25 protein-coding genes and 1 riboswitch are annotated in these 26,121 nt (G+C 67.0%); of the genes, 8 read left to right on the top strand and 17 right to left on the bottom strand.

The window, feature by feature from the left end; all coding sequences use genetic code 11:
* Positions 1-132 precede the first annotated feature (132 nt).
* From pxpB to ACOJB8_RS20775, 5 genes are all read left to right on the top strand, one after another.
* The gene (gene pxpB, locus ACOJB8_RS20795; RefSeq protein ID WP_069264268.1) at positions 133-792 is read left to right on the top strand and encodes a 5-oxoprolinase subunit PxpB; all 660 of its coding nucleotides are present in this window, start codon (positions 133-135) and stop codon (positions 790-792) included.
* Positions 789-1,856, top strand: coding sequence for a 5-oxoprolinase subunit C family protein (locus ACOJB8_RS20790; protein ID WP_069264270.1), 1,068 nt, complete (start codon positions 789-791; stop codon positions 1,854-1,856). Before pxpB ends, ACOJB8_RS20790 begins: the two co-directional genes overlap by 4 nt.
* Positions 1,857-1,900: 44 nt before the next feature.
* Complete coding sequence (gene pxpA, locus ACOJB8_RS20785) at positions 1,901-2,656, top strand: 5-oxoprolinase subunit PxpA (protein ID WP_254318744.1); 756 nt, start codon at positions 1,901-1,903, stop codon at positions 2,654-2,656.
* A gap of 219 nt (positions 2,657-2,875) precedes the next feature.
* Positions 2,876-3,619 (top strand): DUF969 domain-containing protein, encoded by a 744-nt coding sequence (locus ACOJB8_RS20780; protein ID WP_069264274.1) that lies wholly within the window; start codon positions 2,876-2,878, stop codon positions 3,617-3,619.
* On the top strand, positions 3,616-4,569 hold the full coding sequence (locus ACOJB8_RS20775; protein ID WP_069264276.1) for a DUF979 domain-containing protein: 954 nt from the start codon (positions 3,616-3,618) through the stop codon (positions 4,567-4,569). The genes ACOJB8_RS20780 and ACOJB8_RS20775 overlap by 4 nt, the downstream gene beginning before the upstream one ends.
* 102 nt (positions 4,570-4,671) lie before the next feature.
* Here the strand turns inward: ACOJB8_RS20775 and ACOJB8_RS20770 are convergent, their stop codons facing one another.
* The 11 genes from ACOJB8_RS20770 to ACOJB8_RS20720 form a co-directional block, all read right to left on the bottom strand.
* Positions 4,672-5,814, bottom strand: coding sequence for a TraB/GumN family protein (locus ACOJB8_RS20770; protein WP_475013978.1), 1,143 nt, complete (start codon positions 5,812-5,814; stop codon positions 4,672-4,674).
* Positions 5,815-5,974: 160 nt separating this feature from the next.
* Positions 5,975-7,009 (bottom strand): peptide ABC transporter ATP-binding protein, encoded by a 1,035-nt coding sequence (locus tag ACOJB8_RS20765; RefSeq protein WP_069264281.1) that lies wholly within the window; start codon positions 7,007-7,009, stop codon positions 5,975-5,977.
* A complete protein-coding gene (locus ACOJB8_RS20760) occupies positions 7,006-8,004 on the bottom strand; it encodes an ABC transporter ATP-binding protein (RefSeq protein ID WP_069264283.1) in 999 nt (332 codons plus the stop codon). The genes ACOJB8_RS20765 and ACOJB8_RS20760 overlap by 4 nt, the downstream gene beginning before the upstream one ends.
* A gap of 84 nt (positions 8,005-8,088) precedes the next feature.
* On the bottom strand, positions 8,089-9,006 hold the full coding sequence (locus tag ACOJB8_RS20755; RefSeq protein ID WP_266233648.1) for an ABC transporter permease subunit: 918 nt from the start codon (positions 9,004-9,006) through the stop codon (positions 8,089-8,091).
* Between the two features lie 54 nt (positions 9,007-9,060).
* A complete protein-coding gene (locus ACOJB8_RS20750) occupies positions 9,061-10,074 on the bottom strand; it encodes an ABC transporter permease subunit (protein ID WP_069264287.1) in 1,014 nt (337 codons plus the stop codon).
* Between the two features lie 129 nt (positions 10,075-10,203).
* A complete protein-coding gene (locus tag ACOJB8_RS20745; RefSeq protein WP_475013975.1) occupies positions 10,204-11,838 on the bottom strand; it encodes an ABC transporter substrate-binding protein in 1,635 nt (544 codons plus the stop codon).
* A gap of 330 nt (positions 11,839-12,168) precedes the next feature.
* Positions 12,169-12,999 carry a methylenetetrahydrofolate reductase [NAD(P)H] gene (gene metF, locus ACOJB8_RS20740; RefSeq protein ID WP_069264291.1) on the bottom strand — a complete coding sequence of 277 codons (831 nt, stop codon included), beginning with the start codon at positions 12,997-12,999 and terminating at the stop codon, positions 12,169-12,171.
* A gap of 51 nt (positions 13,000-13,050) precedes the next feature.
* On the bottom strand, positions 13,051-13,404 hold the full coding sequence (locus ACOJB8_RS20735; RefSeq protein WP_028203399.1) for a phage holin family protein: 354 nt from the start codon (positions 13,402-13,404) through the stop codon (positions 13,051-13,053).
* A gap of 162 nt (positions 13,405-13,566) precedes the next feature.
* Positions 13,567-14,985: an adenosylhomocysteinase gene (gene ahcY / locus ACOJB8_RS20730; protein WP_069264292.1), complete on the bottom strand. Its 1,419-nt coding sequence runs from the start codon at positions 14,983-14,985 to the stop codon at positions 13,567-13,569.
* 33 nt (positions 14,986-15,018) lie between these two features.
* Positions 15,019-15,126: riboswitch (S-adenosyl-L-homocysteine riboswitch) on the bottom strand.
* An 84-nt stretch (positions 15,127-15,210) separates the two neighbouring features.
* On the bottom strand, positions 15,211-15,933 hold the full coding sequence (locus ACOJB8_RS20725) for an LrgB family protein (protein ID WP_475013972.1): 723 nt from the start codon (positions 15,931-15,933) through the stop codon (positions 15,211-15,213).
* 38 nt (positions 15,934-15,971) lie between these two features.
* Positions 15,972-16,460, bottom strand: a complete 489-nt coding sequence (locus ACOJB8_RS20720; RefSeq protein ID WP_410860685.1) for a CidA/LrgA family protein — start codon at positions 16,458-16,460, stop codon at positions 15,972-15,974.
* A 154-nt stretch (positions 16,461-16,614) separates the two neighbouring features.
* On the opposite strand from ACOJB8_RS20720, the gene ACOJB8_RS20715 reads away from it, so the two are divergent.
* Positions 16,615-17,562, top strand: a complete 948-nt coding sequence (locus ACOJB8_RS20715; protein ID WP_069264295.1) for a LysR family transcriptional regulator — start codon at positions 16,615-16,617, stop codon at positions 17,560-17,562.
* 26 nt (positions 17,563-17,588) lie between these two features.
* Here ACOJB8_RS20715 and ACOJB8_RS20710 read toward each other — a convergent pair whose 3' ends face one another.
* Positions 17,589-19,217: a GMC family oxidoreductase gene (locus tag ACOJB8_RS20710; protein WP_475013969.1), complete on the bottom strand. Its 1,629-nt coding sequence runs from the start codon at positions 19,215-19,217 to the stop codon at positions 17,589-17,591.
* A 377-nt stretch (positions 19,218-19,594) separates the two neighbouring features.
* On the opposite strand from ACOJB8_RS20710, the gene ACOJB8_RS20705 reads away from it, so the two are divergent.
* The gene (locus tag ACOJB8_RS20705; protein WP_475013967.1) at positions 19,595-21,316 is read left to right on the top strand and encodes an isovaleryl-CoA dehydrogenase; all 1,722 of its coding nucleotides are present in this window, start codon (positions 19,595-19,597) and stop codon (positions 21,314-21,316) included.
* A 79-nt stretch (positions 21,317-21,395) separates the two neighbouring features.
* Complete coding sequence (locus ACOJB8_RS20700) at positions 21,396-22,847, top strand: coniferyl aldehyde dehydrogenase (protein WP_475013965.1); 1,452 nt, start codon at positions 21,396-21,398, stop codon at positions 22,845-22,847.
* Here ACOJB8_RS20700 and ACOJB8_RS20695 read toward each other — a convergent pair.
* The 5 genes from ACOJB8_RS20695 to fliE all read right to left on the bottom strand — a co-directional run bounded on the left by ACOJB8_RS20695 (position 22,825) and on the right by fliE (position 26,110).
* The gene (locus ACOJB8_RS20695) at positions 22,825-23,229 is read right to left on the bottom strand and encodes an EscU/YscU/HrcU family type III secretion system export apparatus switch protein (protein ID WP_475013963.1); all 405 of its coding nucleotides are present in this window, start codon (positions 23,227-23,229) and stop codon (positions 22,825-22,827) included. The two genes, ACOJB8_RS20700 and ACOJB8_RS20695, sit on opposite strands and share 23 nt — an antisense overlap.
* Positions 23,229-24,770, bottom strand: coding sequence for a flagellar hook-length control protein FliK (gene fliK / locus ACOJB8_RS20690; protein ID WP_475013962.1), 1,542 nt, complete (start codon positions 24,768-24,770; stop codon positions 23,229-23,231). Before fliK ends, ACOJB8_RS20695 begins: the two co-directional genes overlap by 1 nt.
* 84 nt (positions 24,771-24,854) lie before the next feature.
* Complete coding sequence (locus ACOJB8_RS20685) at positions 24,855-25,187, bottom strand: flagellar protein FliT (protein WP_069264304.1); 333 nt, start codon at positions 25,185-25,187, stop codon at positions 24,855-24,857.
* Positions 25,184-25,630 carry a flagellar export chaperone FliS gene (fliS, locus tag ACOJB8_RS20680; protein ID WP_069264306.1) on the bottom strand — a complete coding sequence of 149 codons (447 nt, stop codon included), beginning with the start codon at positions 25,628-25,630 and terminating at the stop codon, positions 25,184-25,186. The genes ACOJB8_RS20685 and fliS overlap by 4 nt, the downstream gene beginning before the upstream one ends.
* 144 nt (positions 25,631-25,774) lie before the next feature.
* On the bottom strand, positions 25,775-26,110 hold the full coding sequence (gene fliE, locus ACOJB8_RS20675) for a flagellar hook-basal body complex protein FliE (protein WP_069264308.1): 336 nt from the start codon (positions 26,108-26,110) through the stop codon (positions 25,775-25,777).
* Positions 26,111-26,121: the final 11 nt, after the last annotated feature.

Genomic DNA, 26,121 nt, shown 5'->3' with positions numbered 1-26,121 from the left:
CGAAAACGCTTATTGATAATTTGTAGATAATTTATCGACAATGTACGCTAGGAAGGAATGGCACCGGCACCGCCTGTGCATCTTTCGTGCGCTTATTTCCGACCGGTCGAACCGTCCCCTGATCGATCCAACATGCCGAATTCTGACCCTCGCATTTTTCCTCTCGGTGACGAAGCGCTCGTCTGCGAAGCGCCGCCGCCCGCCACGCTCGAGGTCCAGCGCCGCGTCTGGGCCGTCGCCGCGCTCGCGCGCGGCTGGGCGCCGGTGCGCGAAGTGGTGCCCGGCATGAACAATCTGACGATCACCTTCGATCCGCTCTCGGCCGACGCCGCGGCGCTCGCGCTCGCGCTGCGCGACGCATGGCGCGAGGCCGAAGACGCGAGCGCGGCAGGCCGTGAAGTCGAGATACCCGTGGTCTACGGCGGCGAAGACGGCCCCGATCTCGAAGCGGTCGCGCAGCATTGCGCGCTCGCCGCCGCCGACGTCGCCGCGCGCCATGCCGCGGGCGTCTACACGGTGTTCTTCCTCGGCTTCCAACCCGGCTTCGCCTATCTCGGCGGTCTCGAACCCGCGCTGCACACGCCGCGCCGCCGCGAGCCGCGCCTGGCCGTCCCCGCCGGATCGGTGGGCATCGGCGGCGAGCAGACGGGCATTTATCCGGCCGCCTCGCCAGGCGGCTGGCAACTGATCGGCCGCACCGCCGCGAAGTTGTTCGACCCTTCGCGCAATCCGCCTTCGCTGCTCATGCCAGGCGACCGCGTGCGTTTCACCATCGCGGAGTTGCACGCATGATCGAAGTATTGCGCGCGGGCCTGCTCACCACGGTCCAGGATCTCGGCCGCCCCGGCTACCGGCATCTGGGCGTCGCCACCGGCGGCGCGCTCGATACGCTCGCGCTCGAAGTGGGCAACCGTCTCGTCGGCAACCGGCCCGACGCCGCCGGCGTGGAAATCACCTTCGGCCCCGTCGCGCTGCGCTTCGCGCGCGCCACCCGCATCGCCATTACCGGCACCGACTTCGGCGCGACGCTCGGCGGGCGCCCGGTCTGGTCGTGGTGGAGCCTGCCCGTGGCCGCCGGCGAGGAACTCGTGCTGAACGGCGCGAAGCGCGGCATGCGCGCCTATGTGTGCGTGGCCGGCGGCGTCGACGTGCTGCCCATGCTCGGCTCGCGCAGCACCGACCTCGCGGCGGGCTTCGGCGGCCTCGCAGGTCGCGCGCTCAAGGACGGCGACCGTCTCGCCACGGGCGCCTCGTTCGCCCCGGGTCGCGAGCGCGCCGCGCTCGACCCGGGCGCGCCGGCCTTCGGCGTGAAGGCGCCCGTGTGGTGCAACTTCGCGCTCGCGGACGAGCCGCATCACCGGCGCGGACGCCATCCGGACGGCATGGCGTGGGCCGTGCCCGTGCGCGTGCTGCGCGGCCCCGAGTACGACAGCTTCACACCCGAGGCGCAGCGCGCGCTCTGGTCCGACGAATGGCAGATCACGCCCAACAGCAATCGCATGGGCTTTCGGCTCACGGGCACGCCGCTCGTGCGCGCGAACGGCGTGGATCTGCTGTCGCACGCGGTGCTGCCCGGCACGATCCAGGTGCCGCCGAGCGGCCAGCCCATCGTTCTGATGGCCGACGCGCAGACCACGGGCGGCTACCCGAAGATCGGCTCCGTGATTCGCGCCGACTGGTGGAAGCTCGCCCAGGTGCGGCTCACCGGTGGCGTGCGTTTCGTGGAAGCGACGCCGGCCGCCGCGCGCGCGGCGCTGGAAGAGGAACGGGCGTATTTGCGGCAGATCGACACCGCGATCGCCATGCACGACGAACGCCTTGCGAACCGCCGCGCGAACGCGGCCGCGAGCGCGTGATTTTCAAGCACCATCGGTAAGACAGGCAGTAAGAGGAACCCATCATGACCACCATCGATCTGAACGCCGATCTCGGCGAAGGCTGCGGCTCCGACGAGGCGCTGCTCGACCTCGTGAGCTCCGCCAACATCGCGTGCGGCTGGCACGCGGGCGGCGCCAACGCCATGCGCGAATGCGTGCGCTGGGCCGTGGAGAAAGGCGTGTCGATCGGCGCGCATCCGAGCTTCAACGACCCCGAGAACTTCGGCCGCAAGGAGATGAACCTGCCGCCCGAGGAAATCTACGCGGGCGTGCTGTATCAGCTCGGCGCCCTCTCCGCCATCGCCCAGGCCGAAGGCGGCCGCATCGCCCACGTGAAGCCGCACGGCGCCCTCTACAACCAGGCCGCGCGTGACCCGCAGATCGCCGAGGCCATCGTCTCGGCCGTGCACGACTTCGATCCGTCCGTGACGGTGTTCGCGCTCGCGGGCAGCGGCCTCGTGACGGCGGCGCGCGAGGCGGGGCTCGTCGCGATCGAGGAAGTGTTCGCCGACCGCGGCTATCGCGCGGACGGCTCGCTCGTGCCGCGCAGCGAGCCGGGCGCGTTGCTCGACGACGAAGACACTGTGCTCGCGCGCACGCTCGCGATGATCCGCGAGCAGCGCGTGCAGGCCGTGAACGGCGCCTGGGTGCCGCTGAACGCGCAGACCATTTGCCTGCACGGCGACGGCCCGCACGCGCTCGCGTTCGCACGGCGCATCCGCACGGCGCTCGACGACGCAGGCATCGGCGTGCGCGCGGCGGGGGCCGGCGAAGCCTGACGCACGCGAGTTTTGACGCAGCAAAGCGCGCGGCATGCGCCGCGCGCCGCTAGAGACGTATCACCGAAGGTTTTCACAAGGCAAACCCCCGGCAGCGCAAGCTTGCCAGGCGTAGTTGTACCGAGCAGGTTCGTAGTTGTGCGAACGGCCGTCAGAGCCGTGAAGTCAACGCCGCTATCCGCGGCAATCAACGACAAGCCAATACGTTTGGAGATCTACATGCAGAGCACCGTCAACTTATGGCCGCTGATCGGCGTGGCCGTCATCATCGCCGGCTTCTTGCTACGCTTCAATCCGATGCTGATCGTCGCCGCGGCGGCCGTCGTCACCGGTTTCGCCGGGGGTTTTCCGGTCGCGAAGATTCTCGCCGCCATCGGCACCGGCTTCATCAAGACCCGCAACATTCCCCTCATCATCCTGTTGCCGCTCGCCGTGATCGGGCTGCTCGAGCGCCACGGCCTGCGTGAGCGCGCACAGATCTGGATCGGCAGCATCAAGGCGGCCACCGCCGGGCGTCTGCTCATTGTCTATCTGCTCGTGCGCGAGTTGACCGCCGCGGTCGGCTTGACGGGCCTCGGCGGTCATCCGCAGATGGTGCGCCCGCTCATCGCGCCGATGGCCGAAGGCGCCACCGAAAACCGCTTCGGCAAGCTCTCCGACGCCGTGCGCTACAAGCTGCGCGCCTACTCGGCCGCGACCGACAACGTGGGTCTCTTCTTTGGCGAGGACATCTTCGTCGCGTTCGGCGCGATCGTGCTGATGGTCACGCTGCTCAAGGAAGCGGGCGTTTCGGTCGAGCCGATCCACGTGGCGTTCTGGGGCATTCCCACGGCGATCTGCGCGTTCCTGATTCACGGCTTCCGGCTCTGGCTGCTCGACCGCAAGCTCGAACGCGAACTGGGCGCCATGCGCAACGCGAGCGACGCCAAGGCTGCAAACCGCGCACAAGGAGACGAAGCATGACGCTCACCCTCAACTGGCTCTTCTGGCTGCTCGGCATCGTGCTGCTGATCGTCGGCGGCATGATCGTGATGGACCGCGAGCATCCGCGCCGCTTCACGGCAGGCGGCTTCTGGCTGCTCTACGCGCTCATCTTTCTCGTCGGCGATCTGCTGCCCGCCGAAGTCGTGGGCGTGCTCGTGCTCGCCATGGCGCTGATCGCCGGCCTCGGCGGCGTGACGGCCGCGAAGCCCAAGGTGCTCGCGCTCGAAACGCGTATCGCCAGCGCGAAGCGACTGGGCAACAAGCTCTTCGTGCCCGCGCTCACCATTCCCGTCATTACCGTCGTGCTCACGCTCGCGGCCAGCCATCTCGTCTTCGGCGGCAAGCCGCTCTTCGACCCGAAGAACGTCACGCTGATCGGCTTCGGCATCGGCTGCGTGATCGCGCTCGCGATTGCCTGCATCATCACGCGCGACAGCGTCGGCCAGTCGATGAAGGAAACGCGCCGCCTCGTCGACGCGCTTTCGTGGGCCGCCGTCCTGCCGCAGATGCTCGGCATGCTCGGCCTCGTGTTCTCGGACGCGGGCGTCGGCAAGGCCGTCGCGCACGTGACGACGTCGTACATCAACATGGACGTGCGCTTCGTGGCCGTCGTGGTCTATTGCGTGGGCATGGCGCTCTTCACGATCATCATGGGCAACGGCTTCGCCGCGTTTCCGGTGATGACGGGCGGCGTGGGCGTGCCGGTGCTGGTGGGCGTGTTCCACGTCAATCCGGCGATGATGGCCGCCATCGGCATGTTCTCGGGCTACTGCGGCACGCTCATGACGCCGATGGCCGCGAACTTCAACATGGTGCCCGCCGCGCTGCTGGAACTGCCCGACAAGAACGCGGTGATACGCGTGCAGGTGCCCACGGCGCTCGGCATCCTCGCGGCGAATATCGTGCTGCTGAACGTGTTCGGGTTTTGACCCGCGTACGCATGCGCTCGCAAGAAGAGCCGGCGAAAGCCGGCTTTTCCGCATTCAGGCCGCGCGCGAGCACAAGATGCGAGCGCAAAGGCCCGGCCTGGCTCAACCCGGGTCGACGTTGAACCCACGCTGGCGCAGCAGCTGGAGCACGCCTTTAGGTCCGCCCAGATGCAACGCGCCGACGGCGACGAAGAGCGGCTTGTTGGGCGCCACGTACTGCTGCATGCGCGAAACGAAACGCCGGTTGCGCTCGTAGACGATGCGATTGTCGACCGACGCCGCCACCCGCGCGTCGTGCGAGAGCTTTTCGGTGCGCGCCGATTCCCACGCGGCGATCGCATCGGCGTCGCCCACGCGCCACAGGTGCAGCAGCGTCTGCACGTCGGACACGTTTTGCGCCGGCGTCTGCGCGAGGTCCTGGGCGAGCATCTCGCGCTGCTGCGCGAGGCTCAGATTCGTAAAGGCGCGCATCTGCTCGCCGAGCGTCTCCAGGCCGACGATGCGGCGACCCTTCCAGCGCAGGAACACGTTCTGCAACTGCGCCTCGGTGCCGAACTCGGTCTGCAGGCCGGCGCTCAGCGAATCATAGGTTTCGACCAGCAGCGAGGCGAGCCACGGCCGCATCTTGCGGATCTCGGCGAGCGCCTCGGGATTGCCGCGCATGCGCGCCTCGAGTTTCTGCCAGAGCGGATCGGGCAACAGGCCCGGCAGGCAGGGCCGTTTGCACACCCCGTATTTCGAGACGTCGTCCTGGGAAACCAGCAGATCGTCGGGGGACAGCTCGAGCGCGAGAATGGGCGACGCGGCGAGCGCCGCGAGAATCTGCGGGCGAAACGGCTGGGCGGGCGGGTAGTCGGCGGGGTCGCCCACATGGAGCGTGCCGAGCAGATAGATCGTGAGGTTGCCGCGCGTGGCGACATAGAACGGCATGCGCGCAGGCTGGGTGCGCACCGGGCCGCCAGCCGTCGTGCCCGATGCGTAGCTCGGCACGGCGGGCGCGGCGTGAAAGCCGGGAATGCCGCCGTTCGCGCCGCGTGCGGTGCCGGGCGGCATGGGCACGGCCGGGTGCACACCGGGCGTGTTGGCGACGGCGCCGCCAGCGAACGCCGGGCCCGAGGCGCCCGCGAGAACGCCGATCGCCAGGACCAGCGTGAGCGCCGCGCACGCCGCAGCGCTCGACGCCTGCTTCAACGCCGCACGCAACGCCACCGCGAATGCCACACCAAAAGCCACACCGAATGTCACCCGAACAGCCGTACCCAGCCCGGCCGCCACGATAACGGCGGCAGCCGGAACGATTGAAAGAGCGGCGGAGAAAACGGTGGGAAAACCAGTGAAAAAGGCGGCACGACGGCCGCCCATCAACTGGCGGCGCGTAGCAATAAAACGACGCGCCGCCGTCGCTTCAGGCCGGCATGGGCCGCCCATCCTCTTCCCCCACCTCCTCTGCACGATGGCAGGATACCTGACGGCCGTCCACTTCGCGAAGAACAGGCACTTCCTTACGACACCGCTCGACTGCGTATGGACAACGTTGATGGAACGTGCAACCAGACGGCGGGTTGAGCGGCGAAGGCAATTCGCCCTCGAGCTTGATCTTCACGCGGCGGTCCGCTTCGAAGATCGCGGGCGTGGCCGAGAGCAGCGAGCGCGTGTACGGATGGCGCGGCCGCGAGATCACCGTGTCCTTGTCGCCCAGTTCCGCCACCCCGCCCAGATACATCACCATCACGTCGTCGGCGATGTGCTCGACCACGGCCAGGTTGTGCGAAATGAACACGTAGCTCGTGCGGAACTGCTCCTGCAAGTCCATGAACAGATTGAGAATCTGCGCCTGGATCGAGACGTCGAGCGCGGAAACCGGCTCGTCGGCCACGACGATCTGCGGGTCGAGAATCATGGCCCGCGCGATCGCCACCCGCTGGCGCTGGCCGCCCGAGAACATGTGCGGATAGCGCTTGGCGTGCTCGGGGCGCAGGCCGACGATGCGCATCATGTGCGCGATGCGGTCCGCGCGCTCGTTCGCCGTGAGGCGCGTGTTGATGGCGAGCGGCTCGCCTAGCGTCTGCTCCACGGTCTTGCGCGGATTGAGCGAGGCGAACGGATTCTGGAACACCATCTGCACGCGGCGGCGCAGCGCGGCGATCTTCGCGGCGTTTGCGTGCGCAACGTCCTCGCCGTCGATGGTCAGCTTGCCCGCGGTGGGCGGCTCGATCATCGTGAGCTGGCGCGCGAGCGTCGATTTGCCGCAGCCGGACTCGCCCACCACGGCGAGCGTGCGCCCGCGCGTGAGCGAGAACGACACGCCGTTGAGCGCCTTCACGGTGCCCGTGCCGAACATGCCGCGCTTGACGGTGTAATGCTTCTTGAGATCGTCGGCGACGAGAACCTTGTCGTCCTGATGGTCCTGACGAGCCGCGTGTTGCTGGACTGCGTTCATCGCGCGCCTCCACTGGATTGAGTCACCGCCGCGTTCAGCGGCTTGATGCAGCGCACTTGCGCGTAGCCGCTTTCATCGGTCACCGCGTCGAGCGCGGGCCGCGCCTTCATGCAGTCATCCACCACATACTTGCAGCGCGGCGCGAACAGACAGCCGCTCGGCCGGTCGTCGCGGCCGGGCACCATGCCGGGCAGCGCGGCAAGCCGCATCGCCCCCTTGTTGTGTTCGGGAATCGCGGCGAGCAGCGCTTCCGTGTACGGATGATGCGGACGCGAAAAGATGTCCGGCACGCGGTTCGTTTCGATGATCTCGCCCGCGTACATCACGGCCACGCGTTGCGCGACTTCCGAAACCACGGCCAGATCGTGCGAGATCAGCACGAGCGCCATGCCGCGCTCCTTCTGCAGACGCACGAGCAGTTCCATGATCTGCGCCTGGATCGTCACGTCGAGCGCCGTGGTGGGCTCGTCGGCGATCAGCAGCTTCGGGTTGCAGGCCACGGCCATCGCGATCATCACGCGCTGGTTCATGCCGCCCGACATCTGGTGCGGGAAGTTGTCGATGCGGTTCTTCGCGTCGGGAATGCCGACCTGGTCGAGCAGTTCCAGCGCGCGCGCGTTGAGCGCGGAGCCGCGCAGCCCTTCGTGCAGCTTGAGCACTTCCTTGATCTGATAGCCGACGGTGTAGCTCGGGTTCAGGCTCGTGAGCGCGTCCTGGAACACCATGGCGATGTCCTTGCCGACGATGCGGCGGCGCTCCTTGCCGGTGGCGTTTAGCAGATCGCGGCCGTCGAAGGTGATCGAATCCGCGCTCACCTTGCCGGGGGCGTCGATGAGGCCCATCAGCGCCATCATCGTCACGCTCTTGCCCGAGCCCGATTCGCCGACGATGCCGAGCACTTCGCCAGGCGCGACCGACAGATTGACGCGGTCGACGGCGGGCAGGCCGTTGAAGTTCACCGCCAGATTACGGATGGTCAAAAGTTCGTTGTTCATGTCAGTCCTCGCCGGGCCGCCCCAAGAGGACTGACGCCCCCTCGGGGGGCAACGACCGAAGGGAGTGTGGGGGTCGTTTTCATGTCAGGCCATCCGCTTGAGCTTGGGATCGAGCGCGTCGCGCAGCCCGTCGCCGAGCAGGTTGATCGCGAGGACCGAAATGAGGATGGACAGACCCGGCATCGTGACGATCCACCATGCGCTGTCGATGTAGTCGCGCGCCGAAGCGAGCATCGCGCCCCACTCCGCACGCGGCGGCTGCACGCCGAGGCCGAGGAAGCCGAGCGCGGCGGCGTCGAGAATCGCCGAGGAAAAGCCGAGTGTCGCCTGCACGATGAGCGGAGCCGTACAGTTGGGCAGCACCTGCGAGAACATCAGGCGCAGCGTGCCGGCACCGGCCACGCGCGAAGCGGTCACGTACTCCTTGTGCAGTTCGCCGAGAGCCGAACCGCGCGTGAGACGCACGTAGCCGGGCAGCGCCACGATCGCGATCGCGAGCATGGTGTTCGTGAGACCCGGACCGATGATCGCGACCACGGCCACCGCGAGCAGCAGCGAAGGCAACGCGAGCAGCACGTCCATGAGACGCATGATCGGCGTGTCGGCCCACTTCTCGAAGAACGCGGCGACGAGCCCGAGCACGATGCCCGGAATCAGCGCGAGCACGACCGAGACGCAGCCGATCCACAGCGAAAGCCGCGCGCCGTACATGAGACGCGAGAGGATGTCGCGGCCCGCTTCGTCGGTGCCGAGGATGAACTTCCAGTTGCCGCCGTCGAGCCAGGCGGGCGGAATCTTCACGTAGTCGCGGTATTGCTCGATAGGGCTGTGCGGCGCGATCAGCGGCGCGAAGATCGCGATGACGATCAGCGCGAGCACGATCACGCCCGCGCCCACGGCGCCCCTGTTGCGCGAGAAGTTCGCCCAGAATTCGCGCAGCACGAGCGCGCGGCCCGAAGGCGGCGTGACGGCGCGAGGCACGGTGTTCTGAATGTCAGCCATCATGCCTCCTGGTGTTGAATGGTGTGTTGTGGGGTTCGCATTTTCATGGCTCGCTTACCTCGTATGTCGAATGCGCGGGTTGAGCACGCCGTACAGCAGATCGACGAACAGGTTCACGACGATCACGAGTGTCGCGATCATGAGAATGCCGCCTTGCACCACCGGGTAGTCGCGCCGGCTGATCGCGTCGATCAGCCATTTGCCGATGCCGGGCCAGGAAAATAGCGTTTCGGTAAGCACCGCGCCCGCGAGCAGCGTGCCGACCTGCAGGCCGATCACGGTCACCACGGGAATGAGCGCGTTGCGCAGCGCATGCACGACGATCACGCGCACAGGCGAAAGACCTTTGGCGCGCGCGGTGCGGATGTAGTCCTCGCGCAGCACTTCGAGCATGGACGAGCGCGTCATGCGCGCGACCACGGCGAGCGGAATCGTGCCGAGCACGATGGCCGGCAGGATCAGGTGGCTCAGCACCGACCTGAACGCGCCTTCGTCGGTGCCGGGCAGCAGCGAATCGATCAGCATGAAGCCGGTCACGTGCGGAATGTCGAATTCCACCGCGATGCGACCGGACACCGGCGTCCAGCCGAGTTTCGACGAGAACACCATGATGAGGATGAGCCCCCACCAGAAGATCGGCATGGAGTAGCCGGTGAGCGCGGTGCCCATGACGCCGTGATCGACGGCAGTACCGCGCCGCAGCGCCGCGAACACGCCGGCGGGCAAACCGATCACGAGCGCGAAAACGAGCGCGCAGATCGACAGCTCGACGGTGGCGGGAAAGCGCGCGAGAAACTCGCCCATCACGCTCGTGTTGGTGATGATCGAGGTGCCGAGATTGCCGTGCACGGCGTGCCAGACGTAGTGCACATACTGCATCGGCAGAGGCTCGTCGAGCCCCAGGCGGTGCATCGCCTCGGCGTGCATTTGCGGATCGACGCCGCGCTCGCCCATCATCACTTCGATGGGGTCGCCCGGAATCAGGTGGATGAGTGCGAACGCAAGGATGGTGATCCCGATGAACGTGGGTATGACCATGCCGATGCGGCGCAATACGAAGCGGAACATGTGGTGTTCCCCCAAAAGCTTGAAATGAAACGCAACCGGCGACAGGGGCTCGTGACCCCGGTCGCCGGACCATTTTCCGCCGGTCCTGGCTGATATGCGGACCGAGCGGAAAGTCTTACCCGATTATCCTTACTGCATGCCCACGCCGTCGAAGCGCGCGTAGCCAAGCGGCTCGATGCGCATGTCGGTCACCTTCTTGCTGACCGGCTGATAGACGGTCGAGTGAGCGATCGGCGAGAACGGCAGTTGCTTCGCGAAGATCTGCTGCGCTTCCTGGTAGAACTTGGTGCGCTGCGCCACGTCCGAGGTCTGACGGCCCTTCTGGATCAGGTCGTCGAACGGCTTGTAGCACCACTTGCCGAAGTTGTTGCCGTTCACGGCTTCGCAGCCGAGCAGCGTGCCGAGCCAGTTGTCCGGATCGCCGTTGTCGCCCGTCCAGCCGATCAGCATCGAATCGTCTTCGCCTGCGTGAGCGCGCTTGATGTACTCGCCCCACTCATACGTCACGATCTTCGCCTTCACGCCGATCTTCGCCCAGTCGGCCTGGATCATTTCGGCCATCAAGCGTGCGTTCGGGTTGTAGGCGCGCTGCACGGGCATGGCCCACAGCGTGATCTCGAAGCCGTTGCCCTGACCCGCCTTCGCGAGCAGCGCCTTGGCCTTTTCCGGGTCGTACGAATTGGCCGGCAGGTTCTTGTAGTACGACCACTGCGTCGGCGGCATCGGGTTGGTTGCGAGCTGGCCCGCGCCCTGGTACACCGAGTCGATGATCGCCTTCTTGTTGATCGCCATGTCGAGCGCGTGGCGCACGTCCGCGTTATCGAGCGGCTTGTGCGTGACGTTGTACGACAGGTAGCCCAGGTTGAAACCCGGCTGCGACGGCATCGCGATGTTCGGCTCGGCCTTCAGCGGCGCGATGTCGGCGGGCCGCGGATAGCTCATCACCTGGCATTCGTCGCGCTTGATCTTCTGCACGCGCACGCTGGCGTCCGGCGTGATCGAGAAGATCAGCTTCGAGAGCTTCACAGCGCCCGGCTTCCAGTAGTCAGGGTTGCCGTCGTAGCGGATCGTCGCGTCCTTCGTGTAGCTCTTGAAGATGAACGGACCCGTGCCGACCGGGAACTGGTTGATGTCGGCGGCCTTGCCGGCCTTCATCAGTTGATCCGCGTATTCAGCCGAGAGGATCGAGGCGAATTCCATCGCCATGTTCTGGATGAACGGCGCGTTCGGCTCGTTCAGCGTGAACTTGACCGTGTACGGGTCGACCTTTTCGACCTTGGCGATCAGCTTGTCGAGGCCCATGTCGGTGAAGTACGGGAACGACACCGGGTACGCCTTGCGGAACGCATTGTTCGGGTCGAGCATGCGGTCGAACGAGAACACGACGTCGTCCGCATTGAATTCGCGCGTGGGCTTGAAGAACGAGGTGGTCTGGAACTTCACGCCATGACGCAGATGGAACGTGTAGGTCTTGCCGTCCGGCGAAACGTCCCACGATTCTGCGAGACCCGGTTCGACCTTGGTGCCGCCGCGCTCGAACTCGACGAGGCGGTTGTAGACGGTGAACGTGTTCGCGGTGAAGTCGGTGCCGGTCGTGTATTGGGCCGGGTCGAAGCCAGCGGGGCTGCCTTCCGAGCAATAGACGAGCGTCTTGTTCGGAATGCTTTGCGCGGCGTGCGCGAGCGGGGCTCCAGCAATCGATGCCGCTGCGAGCGCCACGAGAGACGTCATTCGTGCAGCACGCAACAGTTTGTTTTCTTTCATGTTTCCTCCAGTTCAGTGCCGGCTTGCGCCAGCGTAGCGCGATCTTACACAGCAGGTGCCGCAGTCACAAGCAAGCCAAAAGTCCCGTCGCTTGTGGAAAACGCCGGGTTGACAGGCGTTGCGGTTGCAGCATGCTGCGGTGCAACGTAGCTTCACCCCTCTTTTTCTCTTGCCGATCAGGAACATAGCGCGCCGAAATGACGCGCGCAGCCGGGGCGCGCAGCCTTGCTGATGCAAATCGCGCAATCGCATCTCAATAAAAAACCGCGCGGCCCGGGAGTCCGGGAACCGCGCGGTTTGTTGCCGTTTGGCGGGTCGAGCGTGCGGGCCCTAGAAGCCCAGCCGCTCGCAAATGGCCTTGGTGGCCGGCGCCGCGTTGAGAGTGTAGAAGTGGATGCCCGGCACGCCTGCCTCGACGAGACGGCGGCACAGGTCGGTCACCACGTCGAGCCCGAATGCGCGGATCGACTCGCGGTCGTCGCCGAAGCTTTCCAGACGCTTGGCGACCCAGCGCGGCACTTCGGCGCCGCACATCTCCGAAAAGCGCATGAGCTGCGAGTAGTTCGTGATCGGCATGATGCCGGGAACGATGGGAATATCCACGCCCAGTTTCTTCGCGTCGTCGACGAAGCGGAAATACGCGTCCGCGTTGAAGAAGTACTGCGTGATCGCCGAATTGGCGCCCGCTTTCACCTTTTGCGCGAACGCTTCGAGGTCGTGACGCGGCGAACGCGCCTGCGGGTGGTACTCGGGATACGCGGCCACTTCGATGTGGAACGCGTCGCCGGTTTCCTCGCGGATGAACGCGACGAGTTCCGACGCGTAGCGCAATTCGCCCACCGCGCCCATGCCCGAGGGCAAGTCGCCGCGCAGCGCCACGATGTGGCGGATGCCGTGCGAGCGGTACTCGCCGAGAATCGCGCGCAGGCTCTCTTTCGAGGAGCCGATGCACGAGAGATGCGGCGCCGCCTCGATGCCAGCCTTCGCGATGTCGACGACGGTGTCGAGCGTGCCCTGTTGCGTCGACCCGCCCGCGCCGAACGTCACCGAGAAAAACTTCGGCTTGAGCGTGGCAAGTTCCGCCCGCGTAGCGCGCAGCTTTTCCAGGCCGTCCGGCGTCTTCGGCGGGAAGAATTCGAATGAGAGTTCGATCGGTTTCATGTTGATGAGGCCAGTGAGGCCGGGCCGCGAACGTGGGCGGCCCGGCCCGCGTCAGCCGAGGCTGCGGTTGCCGAAAATCAGCGCCGACAGCAGCCACGACACGATGCTGTACAGGATCGAGCCGAAAAATGCCGACCAGAAGCCCGACACCTCGAAGCCCTTGAGGAGCGACGCCGCCAGCCAGAAGCACAGCGCGTTCACCACGAGGATGAAGAGGCCGAGCGTGAGGATGGTCACGGGCAGCGTGAGCACGATCAGCAGCGGGCGCAGCACGGCGTTGATGAGGCCGAGCACGATCGCGACGATGAGCGCGGTGCCGAAACTGCGAATATGGATCGACGGAACGAGCCAGGTGATGATCAGGAGCGCGAGCGCGTTGATCAGCCAGGTCAGCAGCACGGTCATAAGGACTCCTTTTGCGTCGTTGCTTTTGTATCGCCAGGTGCCGGCGGCGGATGCCGCCCGCAGTCCCCACGCGTTGCGCGCGCAGGGATTGGGGTCAGCATCCGCCTGACCGCTTAAAGCGGGCTTAAAACAGCAGCCCGCTTTGTATCGCGTTGTATCGGCTTAATAGCGATAGTGGTTCGGCTTGAACGGACCGTTCTTGTCGACGCCGATGTACGAAGCCTGGTCGTCCGACAGCACGGTCAGGTTCGCGCCGATGCGCGCGAGGTGCAGGCGTGCAACCTTTTCGTCCAGGTGCTTCGGCAGCACGTACACCTTGTTCTCGTACTTCTTGCCTTGCGTAAACAGTTCGATCTGCGCGAGCGTCTGGTTCGTGAACGAGTTCGACATCACGAACGACGGGTGGCCCGTGGCGCAACCGAGGTTCACGAGGCGGCCTTCGGCCAGCAGGATCACGCGCTTGCCGTCCGGGAAAATGATGTGGTCGACCTGCGGCTTGATGTTTTCCCACTGGTACTGGCGCGTCGACGCAACATCGATTTCCGAGTCGAAGTGGCCGATGTTGCAGACGATCGCGTTGTGGCGCATCGCCTTCAGGTGATCGTGGTTCAGCACGTGGTAGTTGCCCGTGGCCGTCACGAAGATGTCGGCCTTGTCGGCGGCGTATTCCATCGTCACGACGCGGTAGCCTTCCATCGCCGCCTGCAGCGCGCAGATCGGATCGATTTCCGTGACCCACACCGTGGCGCCGAGACCGCGCAGCGACTGCGCGCAGCCCTTGCCCACGTCGCCGTAACCGGCCACAACCGCGATCTTGCCCGCGATCATCACGTCGGTCGCGCGCTTGATGCCGTCCACGAGCGACTCGCGGCAGCCGTACAGGTTGTCGAACTTCGACTTCGTGACCGAATCGTTGACGTTGATGGCCGGGAACGGCAGACGGCCTTCCTTCTCCATCTGGTACAGGCGATGCACGCCGGTCGTGGTTTCTTCGGTCACGCCCTGGATGTGCGAAAGGCGCTTCGAGTACCACTGCGGATCGACGTCGAGGTGCGCGGCGATCGACTTGTAGAGCGCGACTTCCTCTTCGTTCGTCGGCTTGGCGATGACCGAGCGATCCTTTTCAGCCTTCGAGCCGAGGATCAGCAGCAGCGTGGCGTCGCCGCCGTCGTCGAGGATCATGTTGGCGAACTCGCCGTTCGGCCATTCGAAGATGCGGTGCGAGAACTCCCAGTATTCGTCGAGCGATTCGCCCTTGAACGCGAACACCGGCACGCCGCCCTGCGCGATCGCGGCGGCGGCGTGGTCCTGCGTCGAGAAGATGTTGCACGAGGCCCAGCGGACATCGGCGCCGAGCGCGGTGAGCGTCTCGATCAGCACGCCCGTCTGGATCGTCATGTGCAGCGAACCGGCGATGCGCGCGCCCTTGAGCGGCTGCTGCGCCTTGTACTCTTCGCGGGTTTGCACGAGGCCCGGCATTTCGGTCTCGGCGATATTGAGTTCCTTGCGGCCCCAGGCGGCAAGCGACATATCGGCGACGATGAAATCTTTGGCTTGATCTTGCGGAACTGCGGCGTTCATCACGCCCTCCTTTCTAAAAGTGACTAGAAATTAAAGACGTGAGCGCCGTTTCAGTGCGGTTGATTCAGTGGATTCAACCGGATTGAAGCACTTTCGAGCCTGGCGGGTTACAGAAAACCCGTCGCAACGCTCCTCGAAAGCGAGCCGAGATTGTAGCAAATCGGGATGGCGTCCGCGCGCGTGCGCATTGCCGATAAAAGCGGGCGCGAACGCGCCCGCAGGACTTTAAACCGGCAAGAAACTGAGCGCCGGCGCGAGCAGCACCATCACCACGCCCGCGATCATCATCGTGAGGCTCGCCACCACGCCTTCTTCGCTGCCCAGCTCGCGCGCCTTCGCCGTGCCCACGCCGTGCGCCGCCGCGCCGAAGAGCGCGCCGCGCGCGAGGCGCGTGCGCAGCGGCACGAGGCCCAGCACCAGTTCGCCGAACAGCATGCCGCACACGCCCGTGGCGATCACAAAGAGCGCGGTGAGGTCACGCGGCGCGTGGATCTTGTCCGACACCGCGAGCGCGAACGGCGTGGAGATCGAGCGCGTCATCAGGCTGCGCTGCAGATCGGGCGACAGGTGCAGGAGCTTGGCCAGCGCGAGCGAACCGCCCACTGCCACGACGATGCCGACCGTCACACCCACGGTGAGCGAGATCCAGTGGCGCCTGAGCAGGTCGCGGTACTCGTAGATCGGCACCGCGAAGGCCACGGTGGCCGGCCCGAGCAGCCACATGAGCCAGCGCGTGTCCTGGAAGTACACGGGGTACGGAATATGGAGCGCCAGCACGAACACGCCGAGCACGGCGGGGACCGCGACGAGCGGCGTGAGCCACGGCGAGCGAAAGCGCGCATAGAGCGCCTTCGAGGCGAAATAGAGCGCAACGGTGAGGATGAAGCAGCCGGCGGCGATGAGCCGCGCCGCGTCGTCGGCGAACAGGGACGAATAAAACGTGTTCATGACGGAATCATCCTCACTCTATTCAGGACGTTGCAGCCTTAAGCCCGCGCCAGATGGCGCGAGTGCCGCGAATCGCGCACGCGGCGCAGCGCGAGGCGCCGCTCGAGCTTCGCGGCCTGTTCGACCGCAAACGCCACGGCCACCATCACCATCAGCGTGCCGCCGACCACGACGAGCGCGAGTCGCCAGCCATCGGCGCGAAAGAGGCCGCCGTACTTCACGGCTGCGACGGCAGCCGGAATGAAGAACAGCAGCATGTCGGAAAGCAGCCAGTCGGCGCCCGCCTTGACCCAGCGCGGCGTGACGCCGCCGCAAAAGAGCAGTGCGAGCAGCAGCACGAGGCCCACCACGCCACCCGGCACCGGCAGGTGCGTGAAGCGCGTGAGGGCGTCGGCGGCGTACCAGACGCCTGCGAGCAGCGCCGATTGCACGGTAATGCGGCCGATACGGCGCCCGAAGCTCGCCATGCCGCCCGCTTTACGCTCGGCGTTTTCGGAGACTTTCGCGGTCGCGTTGGAGGTAGTCATGGCAAACCCTAAGTGACACTGGAATGGAAGTCAGTATAGGGTGCAGCGCAGCATAAACATAATGACTTAAGATCATCTGCTACATTCCATATTGGAATGCACCAACTCAGCACCCGGCTGAGCGTGTTTTCTGCACATTTGTGGAGTCCCGATCGTGGAACTGCGCGCGCTTCGCTATTTCATCGAGGTGGTGCGGCAACAGAGCTTCACCGCCGCGGCCGAAAAACTGCATGTCACCCAGCCGACCATCAGCAAGATGGTGAAGGCGCTCGAAGACGAGACCGGCACCCAGCTCCTGCTGCGCGACGCGCGCCAGATGGTGCTCACCGACGCCGGGCGCATCGTCTACCAGCGCGGCCAGGACGTGCTCGCCGCGCAGGCGCAGCTCCAGGCCGAACTCGCCGATCTCGGCACCCTCGGGCGCGGCGAACTCACCATCGGTATCCCGCCGATGGGCGGCTCGCTCTTCACGCCCGCCATCGCCACGTTTCGCCAGCGCTATCCGAAGATCGAGCTGAAGCTTTTCGAGCAGGGGTCGCGTGCCATCGAAGCCGCGCTGATCTCAGGCGAGCTGGAACTGGGCGGCGTGCTGCTGCCCGTGGATCCCGCACTGATCGACGTCCTGCCGATCTCGCACGAGGTGCTGTGGCTCGTCGCGCGGCGCGGCTCGCGCTGGGACAACAAGCTCGCCGTGCCGCTCGCGGAGCTGGCCGGCGAGCCGTTCGTGTTCTACGGCGAAAGCCTCGCGCTCAACGACGTCGTGCTGAACGCGTGCCGCACGGCCGGCTTCGTGCCGCAGGTGGTGGGACGCAGCGGCCACTGGGACCTGATGGCCGCACTCGTGCTCGCGGGCGTGGGCATTGCACTGCTGCCCGCGCCGTACGTGCGCCGGCTCGACGCCGAGCGCTTCACCTGCCTGCCCGTGAGCGAGCCGCAGATCACCTGGGACATGGCGATCGGCTGGAAACGCAGCGGCTATCTCTCGCACGCGGCGCGCGCGTGGCTCGACGTCGCGCGCTCGGAATACGGCAAGCCCTTCACGTTTCTCGACGACTTCGTGCACCCGCCGGGGATGGAAAAGCAGCCGGGCAAGCCTGGCTGAAACCTGCGACGAGCGAGGGCGAACCCTCAGGCGTCGACGTGCTGAAGCGCCGTATCGCGCTCGCATCTCGTTTGTGCGATGAAGTCGGCCGCACGCTCGCCGATCATGACGCAAGGCGCATTCGTGTTGCCGCCGATGAGTGTCGGCATGACCGAAGCATCGGCGATGCGCAGCCCCGTCACGCCGCGCACGCGCAACTGCGGATCGACGACGGAACGCGCGTCGCCGCCCATGCGGCAGGTCGCGACGGGGTGATAGATCGTGTCGGCATGGCGGGCGATCGTCTCGCGCAAGTGCGCGTCGCTCTGCTCGCCATGCGTGTAGAGTTCGCGGCCGCCCAGCTGCGCGAGCGCGGGCGCGTCGAGTATGCGCCGCGCGAGCCGTGCGCCCTGCACGAGCGCGTCGAGGTCGCGCGGATCGCAGAGAAAGCGCGGGTCGATCGTGGGCGCCACGCGCGCGTCGGCGCTCGCGAGCGTGACCGTGCCGCGGCTCGCCGGGCGCAGCACGCACACGTGCAGCGAATAGCCGTGGCCCCAATGCAGGCGGCGGCTGTGATCGTCGACGAGTGCCGTGCAGAAGTGCAGCTGCAGGTCGGGCCGGTCGAGTTCCGGGCGGCTCTTCAGAAAGCCGCCCGCCTCCGCCACGTTGGTCGTGAGCATGCCGCGCCGCCCCTGCAGATAGCGCACGAAGCCCGCCGTCATGCGCGCCGCGCCGCGCAGCGAGTAGCCCACGGTGTCGCTCGAACGCACGCGCTTGTTGAAGGTGAAATCGATATGGTCGATCAGGTTGCGGCCGACCTCGGGCGCGTCGTGGCGCACCGCAATGCCGAGCGCGCGCAGTTCGTCGGCGGGGCCGATGCCCGAGCACATCAGCAACTGCGGCGAGTTGAACGCGCCCGCCGCGAGGATCACCTCGGCACGCGCCCGCAGGGTCTCGATCGCACCGCCGCGCGCAAGCTCCACGCCGCTCGCGCGCGCGCCGTCGAAGCGCACGCGCAGGACCGTCGCATCGGCGATCAGATGCAGGTTCGGCCGCTCGCGCCCATACAGATACGCGCGCGCCACCGTGCAGCGTTCGCCGCCGCGCTGCGTCACCTGATAGAAGCCGACGCCCTCCTGTTCCTCGCCGTTGAAGTCGTCGTTCATACGAAAGCCCGCCTCGCGCGCGGCCTCGACGAAGCGCGCGGCCACCGGATTGCGCTCGCGCAGGTCGGCCACGCACAGCGGGCCGCCCGCGCCGTGCCAGGCGCTCGCGCCGCGCTCGTTGTCCTCGGCGCGCAGAAAGTACGGCAGCACGTCGCGCCACGCCCAGCCCGTGCAGCCGAGCTGCGCCCATTCGTCGTAATCGAGCGGATGGCCGCGCGTGTAGATCATCGCGTTGATGGTGCTCGACCCGCCGAAGCCGCGGCCGCGTGGCTGGTAACCGCGCCGTCCGGCGAGTCCCGGCTGCGGCACGGTTTCATAGGCGTAGTTGTTTTTCGTGCGAAACGGGACGAGCGCGGCGACGCCGAGCGGCATGTTGACGAACAGGTTGCGCGCCGTATGCGGCCCGGCTTCGACGAGCGCGATGCTCGCCTGCGGGCAACGGTCGGCCAGCCGGCCCGCCAGCGACGCGCCACCCGAGCCGCCGCCTACGATGATGTAGTCGTATTGCATCGTCTCCGTCTCCTGCCCCATGCCTGCCTCTTGCGAGGCCCGGCGCGCTAATTGCACGCTCGTTCGTTTTCGGCTTCAATGGCGCATTGTAGGAAGCGTCTGATTCGGAGGTCAGCTTTTATGTCAGAGCATCTCCTCTAAACCTGACAGCGGATCGACGCCTATGATGGAAGGCGGTTCAGCCGCCAGAGCTGAAACCCGCGAGATTCCTGCAAGCGGCAAAGGGAGCGCTGGAGCGCACAAGAATCACTCACCTCACGGACGCTTCCCATGGAGCGGCCGCTGCGCACGCCTCCCCCGTCACGAGAGCGAATACAACACGAACGGCCGCGCGTGAAGCACGCCGCACGCAGCAGCCTTGCATCGGAGACAGGCAGATGAACCCGACGGAAGTCACGCATCGCCCCGGCACGACCCACGAAGTGACGAACCAGGCGCCGCCGCTCGCCGACTACAACCTCTTCACCACCGACGCAGCGCTCGGCGAGGCCCTCGCGCGCGCTGGCGCGAACTGGCACCGCGAAACGCTAGCGCGCCATGGCGAGACGCTCGGCAAGGCGCAAACGCTCGCGCTCGCGGATCTCGCCAATCGCCATGAGCCCGAACTGCACACGCATAGCCCGCGCGGCGAGCGTATCGACGCGATCGAATTCCACCCCGCCTGGCACGAGTTGCTCGCGCTGCTGCGCGAGCAGGGATTGCACGCGCTGCCCTATTCGGACCCGCAGCCTGGCGCGATGGCCGCGCGCTGCGCAGGCTACTTCCTGCACGCGCAGCTCGAATCGGGGTCGTTGTGCCCGCTGACCATGACGTTCGCGAGCATTGGCGTGCTGCAGCGCGAACCGGCGCTGTTCGAAACGCTGCGCGCGCCGCTCTACACGCGCGAGCACGACGCGCGCGACCTGCCGCTCGCGCAGAAGCGTTCGATGATGATCGGTATGGGCATGACGGAGAAGCAAGGCGGCTCGGACGTGCGCAGCAACCGCACCGAGGCGCGCCCCGCGGGCATCGAAGCCGGCCGCGGCGCGGCGTATCTGCTCACCGGCCACAAGTGGTTTTTCTCGGCGCCGCAGTGCGACGCGCATCTCGTGCTCGCGCGCACCACGGAGCACGACGGACTTTCCTGCTTCTTCGTGCCGCGCTACCGGCCGGACGGCACGAAAAACGCGGTCAATGTGCAGCGCCTGAAGAACAAGCTCGGCAACCGCTCGAACGCGAGCAGCGAAGTGGAGTTCTTCGATGCGTACGGCGTGATGGTCGGCGACGAAGGCCGCGGCGTGCCGACCATCATCGAGATGGCGAACTACACGCGGCTCGACTGCGTGATCGGCAGCGCGGCGCTCATGCGCGCGGCGCTCGTGCAGGCGATCCACCACGCGCGCCACCGCAGCGCGTTCGGCCGTGTGCTCGCCGAGCAGCCGCTCATGCAAAACGTGCTCGCCGATCTCGCGCTCGAATCGGAAGCGGCGACGGCGCTCTTCATGCGTCTTGCGCGCGCCTTCGAAGACAGCGCCGAAGCGAAACCCGGCGATACCGACGACACGTTGCTCGAAGCACGCGCCTGGCGGCGCATCGTCACGCCGGCGGCGAAGTTCTGGGTCTGCAAGCGCGCGCTCGCGTTCACGGGCGAGGCCATGGAAGTCTGGGGCGGCAACGGTTACGTCGAGGAAGGGCCGATGGCGCGCTTCTATCGCGAAGCGCCCGTCAACTCGATCTGGGAAGGCTCGGGCAACGTGATGTGCCTCGACGTGCTGCGCGCGCTGGAGCGCGAGGCCGACGCCGCCCAGGCGCTCTTTCTCGCGTGGCGGCGCGACGCGCAGACTCACCCGGTTCTGAACGCCGCGCTCGACCGCCTCTCGGTGCTGCTCAATGGCGCGCCGGGCACGCGCGAGGCGAGCGCGCGGCGCATCGCGCAGCAGATCGTGCTGATCGCGCAGGCCATGCTGCTGCGCGACGGTCCGCCGGAGATCGCCGAAGCGTTCATCGCCACGCGCCTCGACGAGCACGACGCCGACTGCGACCGCGTATTCGGCACGCTGCCCGCGCGCTTCGATCACGCCGCGATCATCGAGCGGGCGTTTCCGTCGCGCCCGGTGTGACCCTCAGCGCCTCAGATAATACGAACCGATTTTTCCGTTCGTCCGCGCCAAAGCGTGGGCGAACCCAAGAGGACCGACCATGAAGCAGGACCTGCCCGAAGACTTCGCGATCAACGCACACGACGCCCCCGACGACCCGCGCGCCGCGCTCGACACGCTGCTCGCCGCGCAGCGCGACGCCTTCCTGCGCGACCCGTTCCCGTCGTGGGACGCACGCGCGCGCCATCTCAGGGCGCTGCGCGACGTGCTGTTCTCGAACCGCGACGCGCTCGCCGAGGCGATGAACGCCGACTTCGGCCAGCGTTCGAAGGCGGAGGTCGCGCTCGCGGAATTCGTCGTCCTCAAGCAGGAGATCGACGCGGCGCTCAGGCACGGCGCGCGCTGGATGAAGCCGCGCCGCAGACCGGTCGGCAAATGGCTGCTGCCCGGACGCGCGAAGCTGGTGCCGCAGCCGCTTGGCGTGGCGGGCATCGTGGTGCCGTGGAACTATCCGCTGCAGCTGGCCGCGAGCCCGCTCGTGTGCGCGCTCGCGGCGGGCAACCGCGCCATGATCAAGATGTCGGAGCTGACGCCGCGCACGTCCGCGCTGTTCGCGGAGCTGATCGGCAAGACCTTCGCGCGCGACCACGTGGCGGTCGTAAACGGCGACGCGTCGGTCGGCGCCGCCTTCAGTGCGCTGCCGTTCGACCATTTGCTCTTCACCGGCTCGACGCGCGTGGGGCACGAGGTCATGCGCGCAGCTGCCGCAAACCTCACGCCGGTCACGCTCGAACTGGGCGGCAAGTCGCCCGTGATCATCGGTGAAGGCGCGCGCCTGAACTACGCCGTGGACAGCCTGCTGCTCGGCAAGACGCTGAACGCGGGGCAAACCTGCATCGCGCCCGACTACGTGCTGCTGCCGCGCGGCCAGGAGGCGGCGTTCATCGCTCGCGCGCGCACGCGCTTCGCGCAGCTCTATCCGGACTTCGCGAACAACCGCGACTACACGTCGATCATCTCGGCGCGCCACTTCGAGCGCCTGCAACGCCTCGCCGACGAAGCTCAGGCGTGCGGCGCGCAACTGCACGCGCTGGGCACGCACGACGCGGCCACGCGGCGCTTCGCGCCCGTCATCGTGACGAACGCCGGCGCGCAGACGGCGCTCATGCAGGAGGAAATCTTCGGGCCGCTCTTGCCGCTCGTGCCCTACGACACGCTCGACGAAGCGTTGCGCTACGTGAATGCGCGCCCTCGCCCGCTCTCGCTCTATCTCTATGCCGACGACCCGCGCACGGTCGAGCGCGTGACGCACGAAACGGTGGCGGGCGGGATGTCGGTGAACGAGACGCTCATGCATATCGCCGCCGAGGGGCTGCCGTTCGGCGGCGTCGGCCCGAGCGGCATGGGCGCGTATCACGGCTACGAGGGCTTCGTCACGTTCTCGAAGATGAAGCCGGTCTTCACCCAGGCGCGGCTGAATGCGCGCGGGCTCATCGCGCCGCCCTACGGCAAGCGCGTCGCCTGGCTGATCAAGTTGATGTTGAGGGATTGAAGGGCAGCGCGGGGCGGGTGCCGGCGATCCTGCGGATGTCGCTGATATCGCGTGGGGCGCCGCCGGCTGTCGCTCCGGCGGCTTGCGTTTGCGCGGCGGCTTTGGCCTTCGCGTCGTTGTCCGCTTCGAGGCGGTGAAGCCACGCCAGCAGTTCGGCCACCGCCTGATAGAGCTGCGGCGGGATCTTGGCGTCGAGGTCCACGCGCATGAGCAGCGAGACCATCTCCGGCGCTTCGTGCACGTAGAGGCCCGCTTCCTTCGCGCGTTGCACGATCATCTCCGCGACGAGGCCGTAGCCCTTCGCGACCACGCGTGGCGCGCCGTCGCCTTCAGGGGCGTCGTAGGCGAGCGCGGCGGCGCTCTTGCGGTGCGTGCGGCTCATCACAACTCCCAGTCGTGGTCGAGGCGGTGGTTCCGCTGATCGGTCGCGTCGGCGCCCGGTCGCGCGGCGGACGCCTCCGCCGCGGCGCCAGCCTGCGCGGTCTGCGTGGTGGATGCGGCGGAAGTGGTTTGTGCGGCGTAGGCGCTCGCAGCGCTCGCTGCCCTGGCCGCCTCGGCGGGACTTGCCGCGGGGCCGCTGCCGATCTCGCGGATCGAGAGCCCCGCGAGCGTGAGCCCGAGCGCTTCGAGCCGACCGCGCAGCGATTCGCTTTCTGCGGTCAGGCGCGCGGCGCCGCCCGCATTCGCCTGCACGCGCACGGCGAGCGTCGAGCCTGTGAGCGTCAGTTCCGCGTCGACGGTGCCGAGCTTCGGCAGCGCAAGCGTGAGCCGCGTGCGCCATGGGATGTCGTCGGCATCCACACCGCCTGCGCCCGAGTGCGGGTCGCGGGCATCGTAGTCGTCCTGCTGGATGCTCCAGTCCACCCGCACGCCCGGCCAGGCCTCGCCGTTCCAGCGAAACTCACCGGTGGCGAGCAGATCGAGTTGCTGGCGCACGAGCGGAATCACAGCCGGATGGACCGTCGGCCCGGCGCCCTGCGCGGCGGCCTCATGCATCGCGGGCAACAGGGTGTCGGCGAGCGTCGCGCGCGCCTGGGCCTGGTTCGCGGCCGCGTCGCCGTGCAGATCGGCCAGCCCGGGAAAGGCCCGTGCCAGTGCGGCATTGAGCGCGTTTGCCGCGTTCTGGGCATTGCCCGTTTCGCCGCGCACGGCGCCCGGCGCGTCGGCGAACGTCTCGGTCCATTGCACGTCGTCGATCTCGTCGTCGGCCGGGCTCCAGTCGAGCGGCAGTTGCGAGTGCGCGCCGAGCAGACGGTTTTGCGGCTCGTCGGCAAGGTCGGCGGGCGAGAGCTGGCCGCGCAACCATTGCGCGAGGTGGGCTTCGTAGAAGAGTCCGCTCGAGCTGACCGTCTGCGCGAGCGACGCCGCGAGCGCGGCGACCGGGCCGGCCTGTGCGGCGGCGGCGGTTTGCGCGGTTTGAGCGGTTTGGGTGGTTTGTCCGGCCTGCGGGTTTTGCGAGGACGCCGTCTGCGCGGAAGCATCGGTCCCGGCGTCGGCCGCCGCGGCCAGCGCCTCGCCGGCCAGACCCTGGGCCGCGAGCGCCACGTCCGCGAGCAGCGCCGCTTGTGCCGCCTGCGCCTGCTCGCCGGCGAGACCCGGCAGCGGCAACGTGGCCGCGCCGCCGGGCGCCGCGTCGGCAGCGGGGCTGGCCCAGAGCGGCGCGCGGCCCACTACGGCGGGCGTCGCTTCGCCGCCCGAGCGGATGATGGCGTCGAGCGCCAGCGCAACCGCCGAAAGGACGGTCTCGGTCGAGTCCTGCGTACTGCTGGTGTTGGTCGCGGTGTCGGCGAGTGCGGCAGTGCCCGTTGCGAGCGCGGAGACGCCCGTCTGCGCCGCGCCGGAGGCGCTCTGCGGCCCGACCGGCGTGAGCGCCGCAATGCGGCTCGCGAGGAGCGCGGCGGCTCCGGTGTCGATTCCGTTCATGGTGTTCCGGATCTGCGCACGGCGCTGACCTGCCGGTTCATGGGGCGTTGCGCGCCGTTGCCTCGCGAGGCGCCACGCGCCGCGCTAGCGGGCGCCGTAGATTTCCTGCAAGACCCGCGCGGGCTGCACGGTGCCGTAAAAGAGCGCCGAAAGCCGTGCCATGCAAGGGCTTGCGAGATCGCGAATGGCGGCGTCGTCGGCGAGGATCTGGCGGATCAGCTCGTACTTGCGAGCCCGTTCGGTAACCGTGAGCCGCACCGCGGCTTCGGCGTCCTTCAAGGCATCGACGAGGATCCGGTACTCCTCCTGCAAGCCGATCAGATCGTTCCAGTGCGCATCGCGCGCCGCATGGAGCATCTGCTCCGACACGGCCGCTATCGCTTCGTAGCGGGCGAAGTAGTCTGCTTTTGAACTCATCTCATCAATGAGCCGGACGCTGACGCGGATGCCTGTTCGGCCATCCTCGCCACTTCCGGCGCTATCCCCAACCAGGCTTCTTCGAGCGTAGCCAGCAGTCGATCGACCTCGACCAGCATGGTCTCGCTCTGTTTAATATTGGCTTCCAGCAGGCGCTTCGTCATATAGCTGTACAGCGCATTCAGGCGTTGAGCGATCTCGCCGCCCGCCTCGACGTTCAACGCGAGCTGAAGTCCGCTCTCGATAATCCGGATCGCCTTGGCGATCGCCTCGCAACGCGGCCCGACGTTGCCGGCCTGCAAATGCATACGTGCCTGCGCAATGGCCTGGCGCGCTCCCTGGTACAGGAGAACGATCAGCTTGTGCGGGCTCGCACCCATGACCCCCGTTTCGACGCCCACGCGTGCATAGGCGTTAGCTCCAGACTGGGCAGGGGAAAACATCGGCGCTTCTCCTTGATACGTTTGGCTTGAATGCGGTCGTCCGACGCGCTGTGCAAGCACGAGCGACGGACTCTTCTAGCCGGGTTATCGGAACGTAGGGGGAGAAGCTTTAGCGCGTTGCGCGGGCAAAGGCTTCGGGCACCGTCACACCTGAATCTGCATGATGTCGGTGTAGGCGGCCACGAGCTTGTTGCGCACCTGCAAGCCGAACTGGAAGCCGATGTTGGCTTTCTGCATGTCGACCATCACGTCGTTGAGCGACACGTTGTTCGCGCCCAGTTCGAACGCCTGCGACTCGCCAACAGCCTTCTGCTGGGCGTCGCTGATCTGGTCGAGCGACGACTTGAGCGCCGCCGCGAACCCGCCGGCCGTGGCCGCGCCCGATTTTTCGTCGGCTGCGGTGGGGCCGCCGGCCGCCTGGGTCGCCATCGACTGCATTTGCGCCAAGGCGGACGTGAGCGGGGATACTGGCACGGTCATGTTTGCTCCAC

The sequence above is a fragment of the Paraburkholderia sp. BR10141 genome (assembly GCF_056155635.1).
Note: the sequence above shows the minus strand (reverse complement) of the source record. Positions and strands in the feature narration are given on the sequence as shown.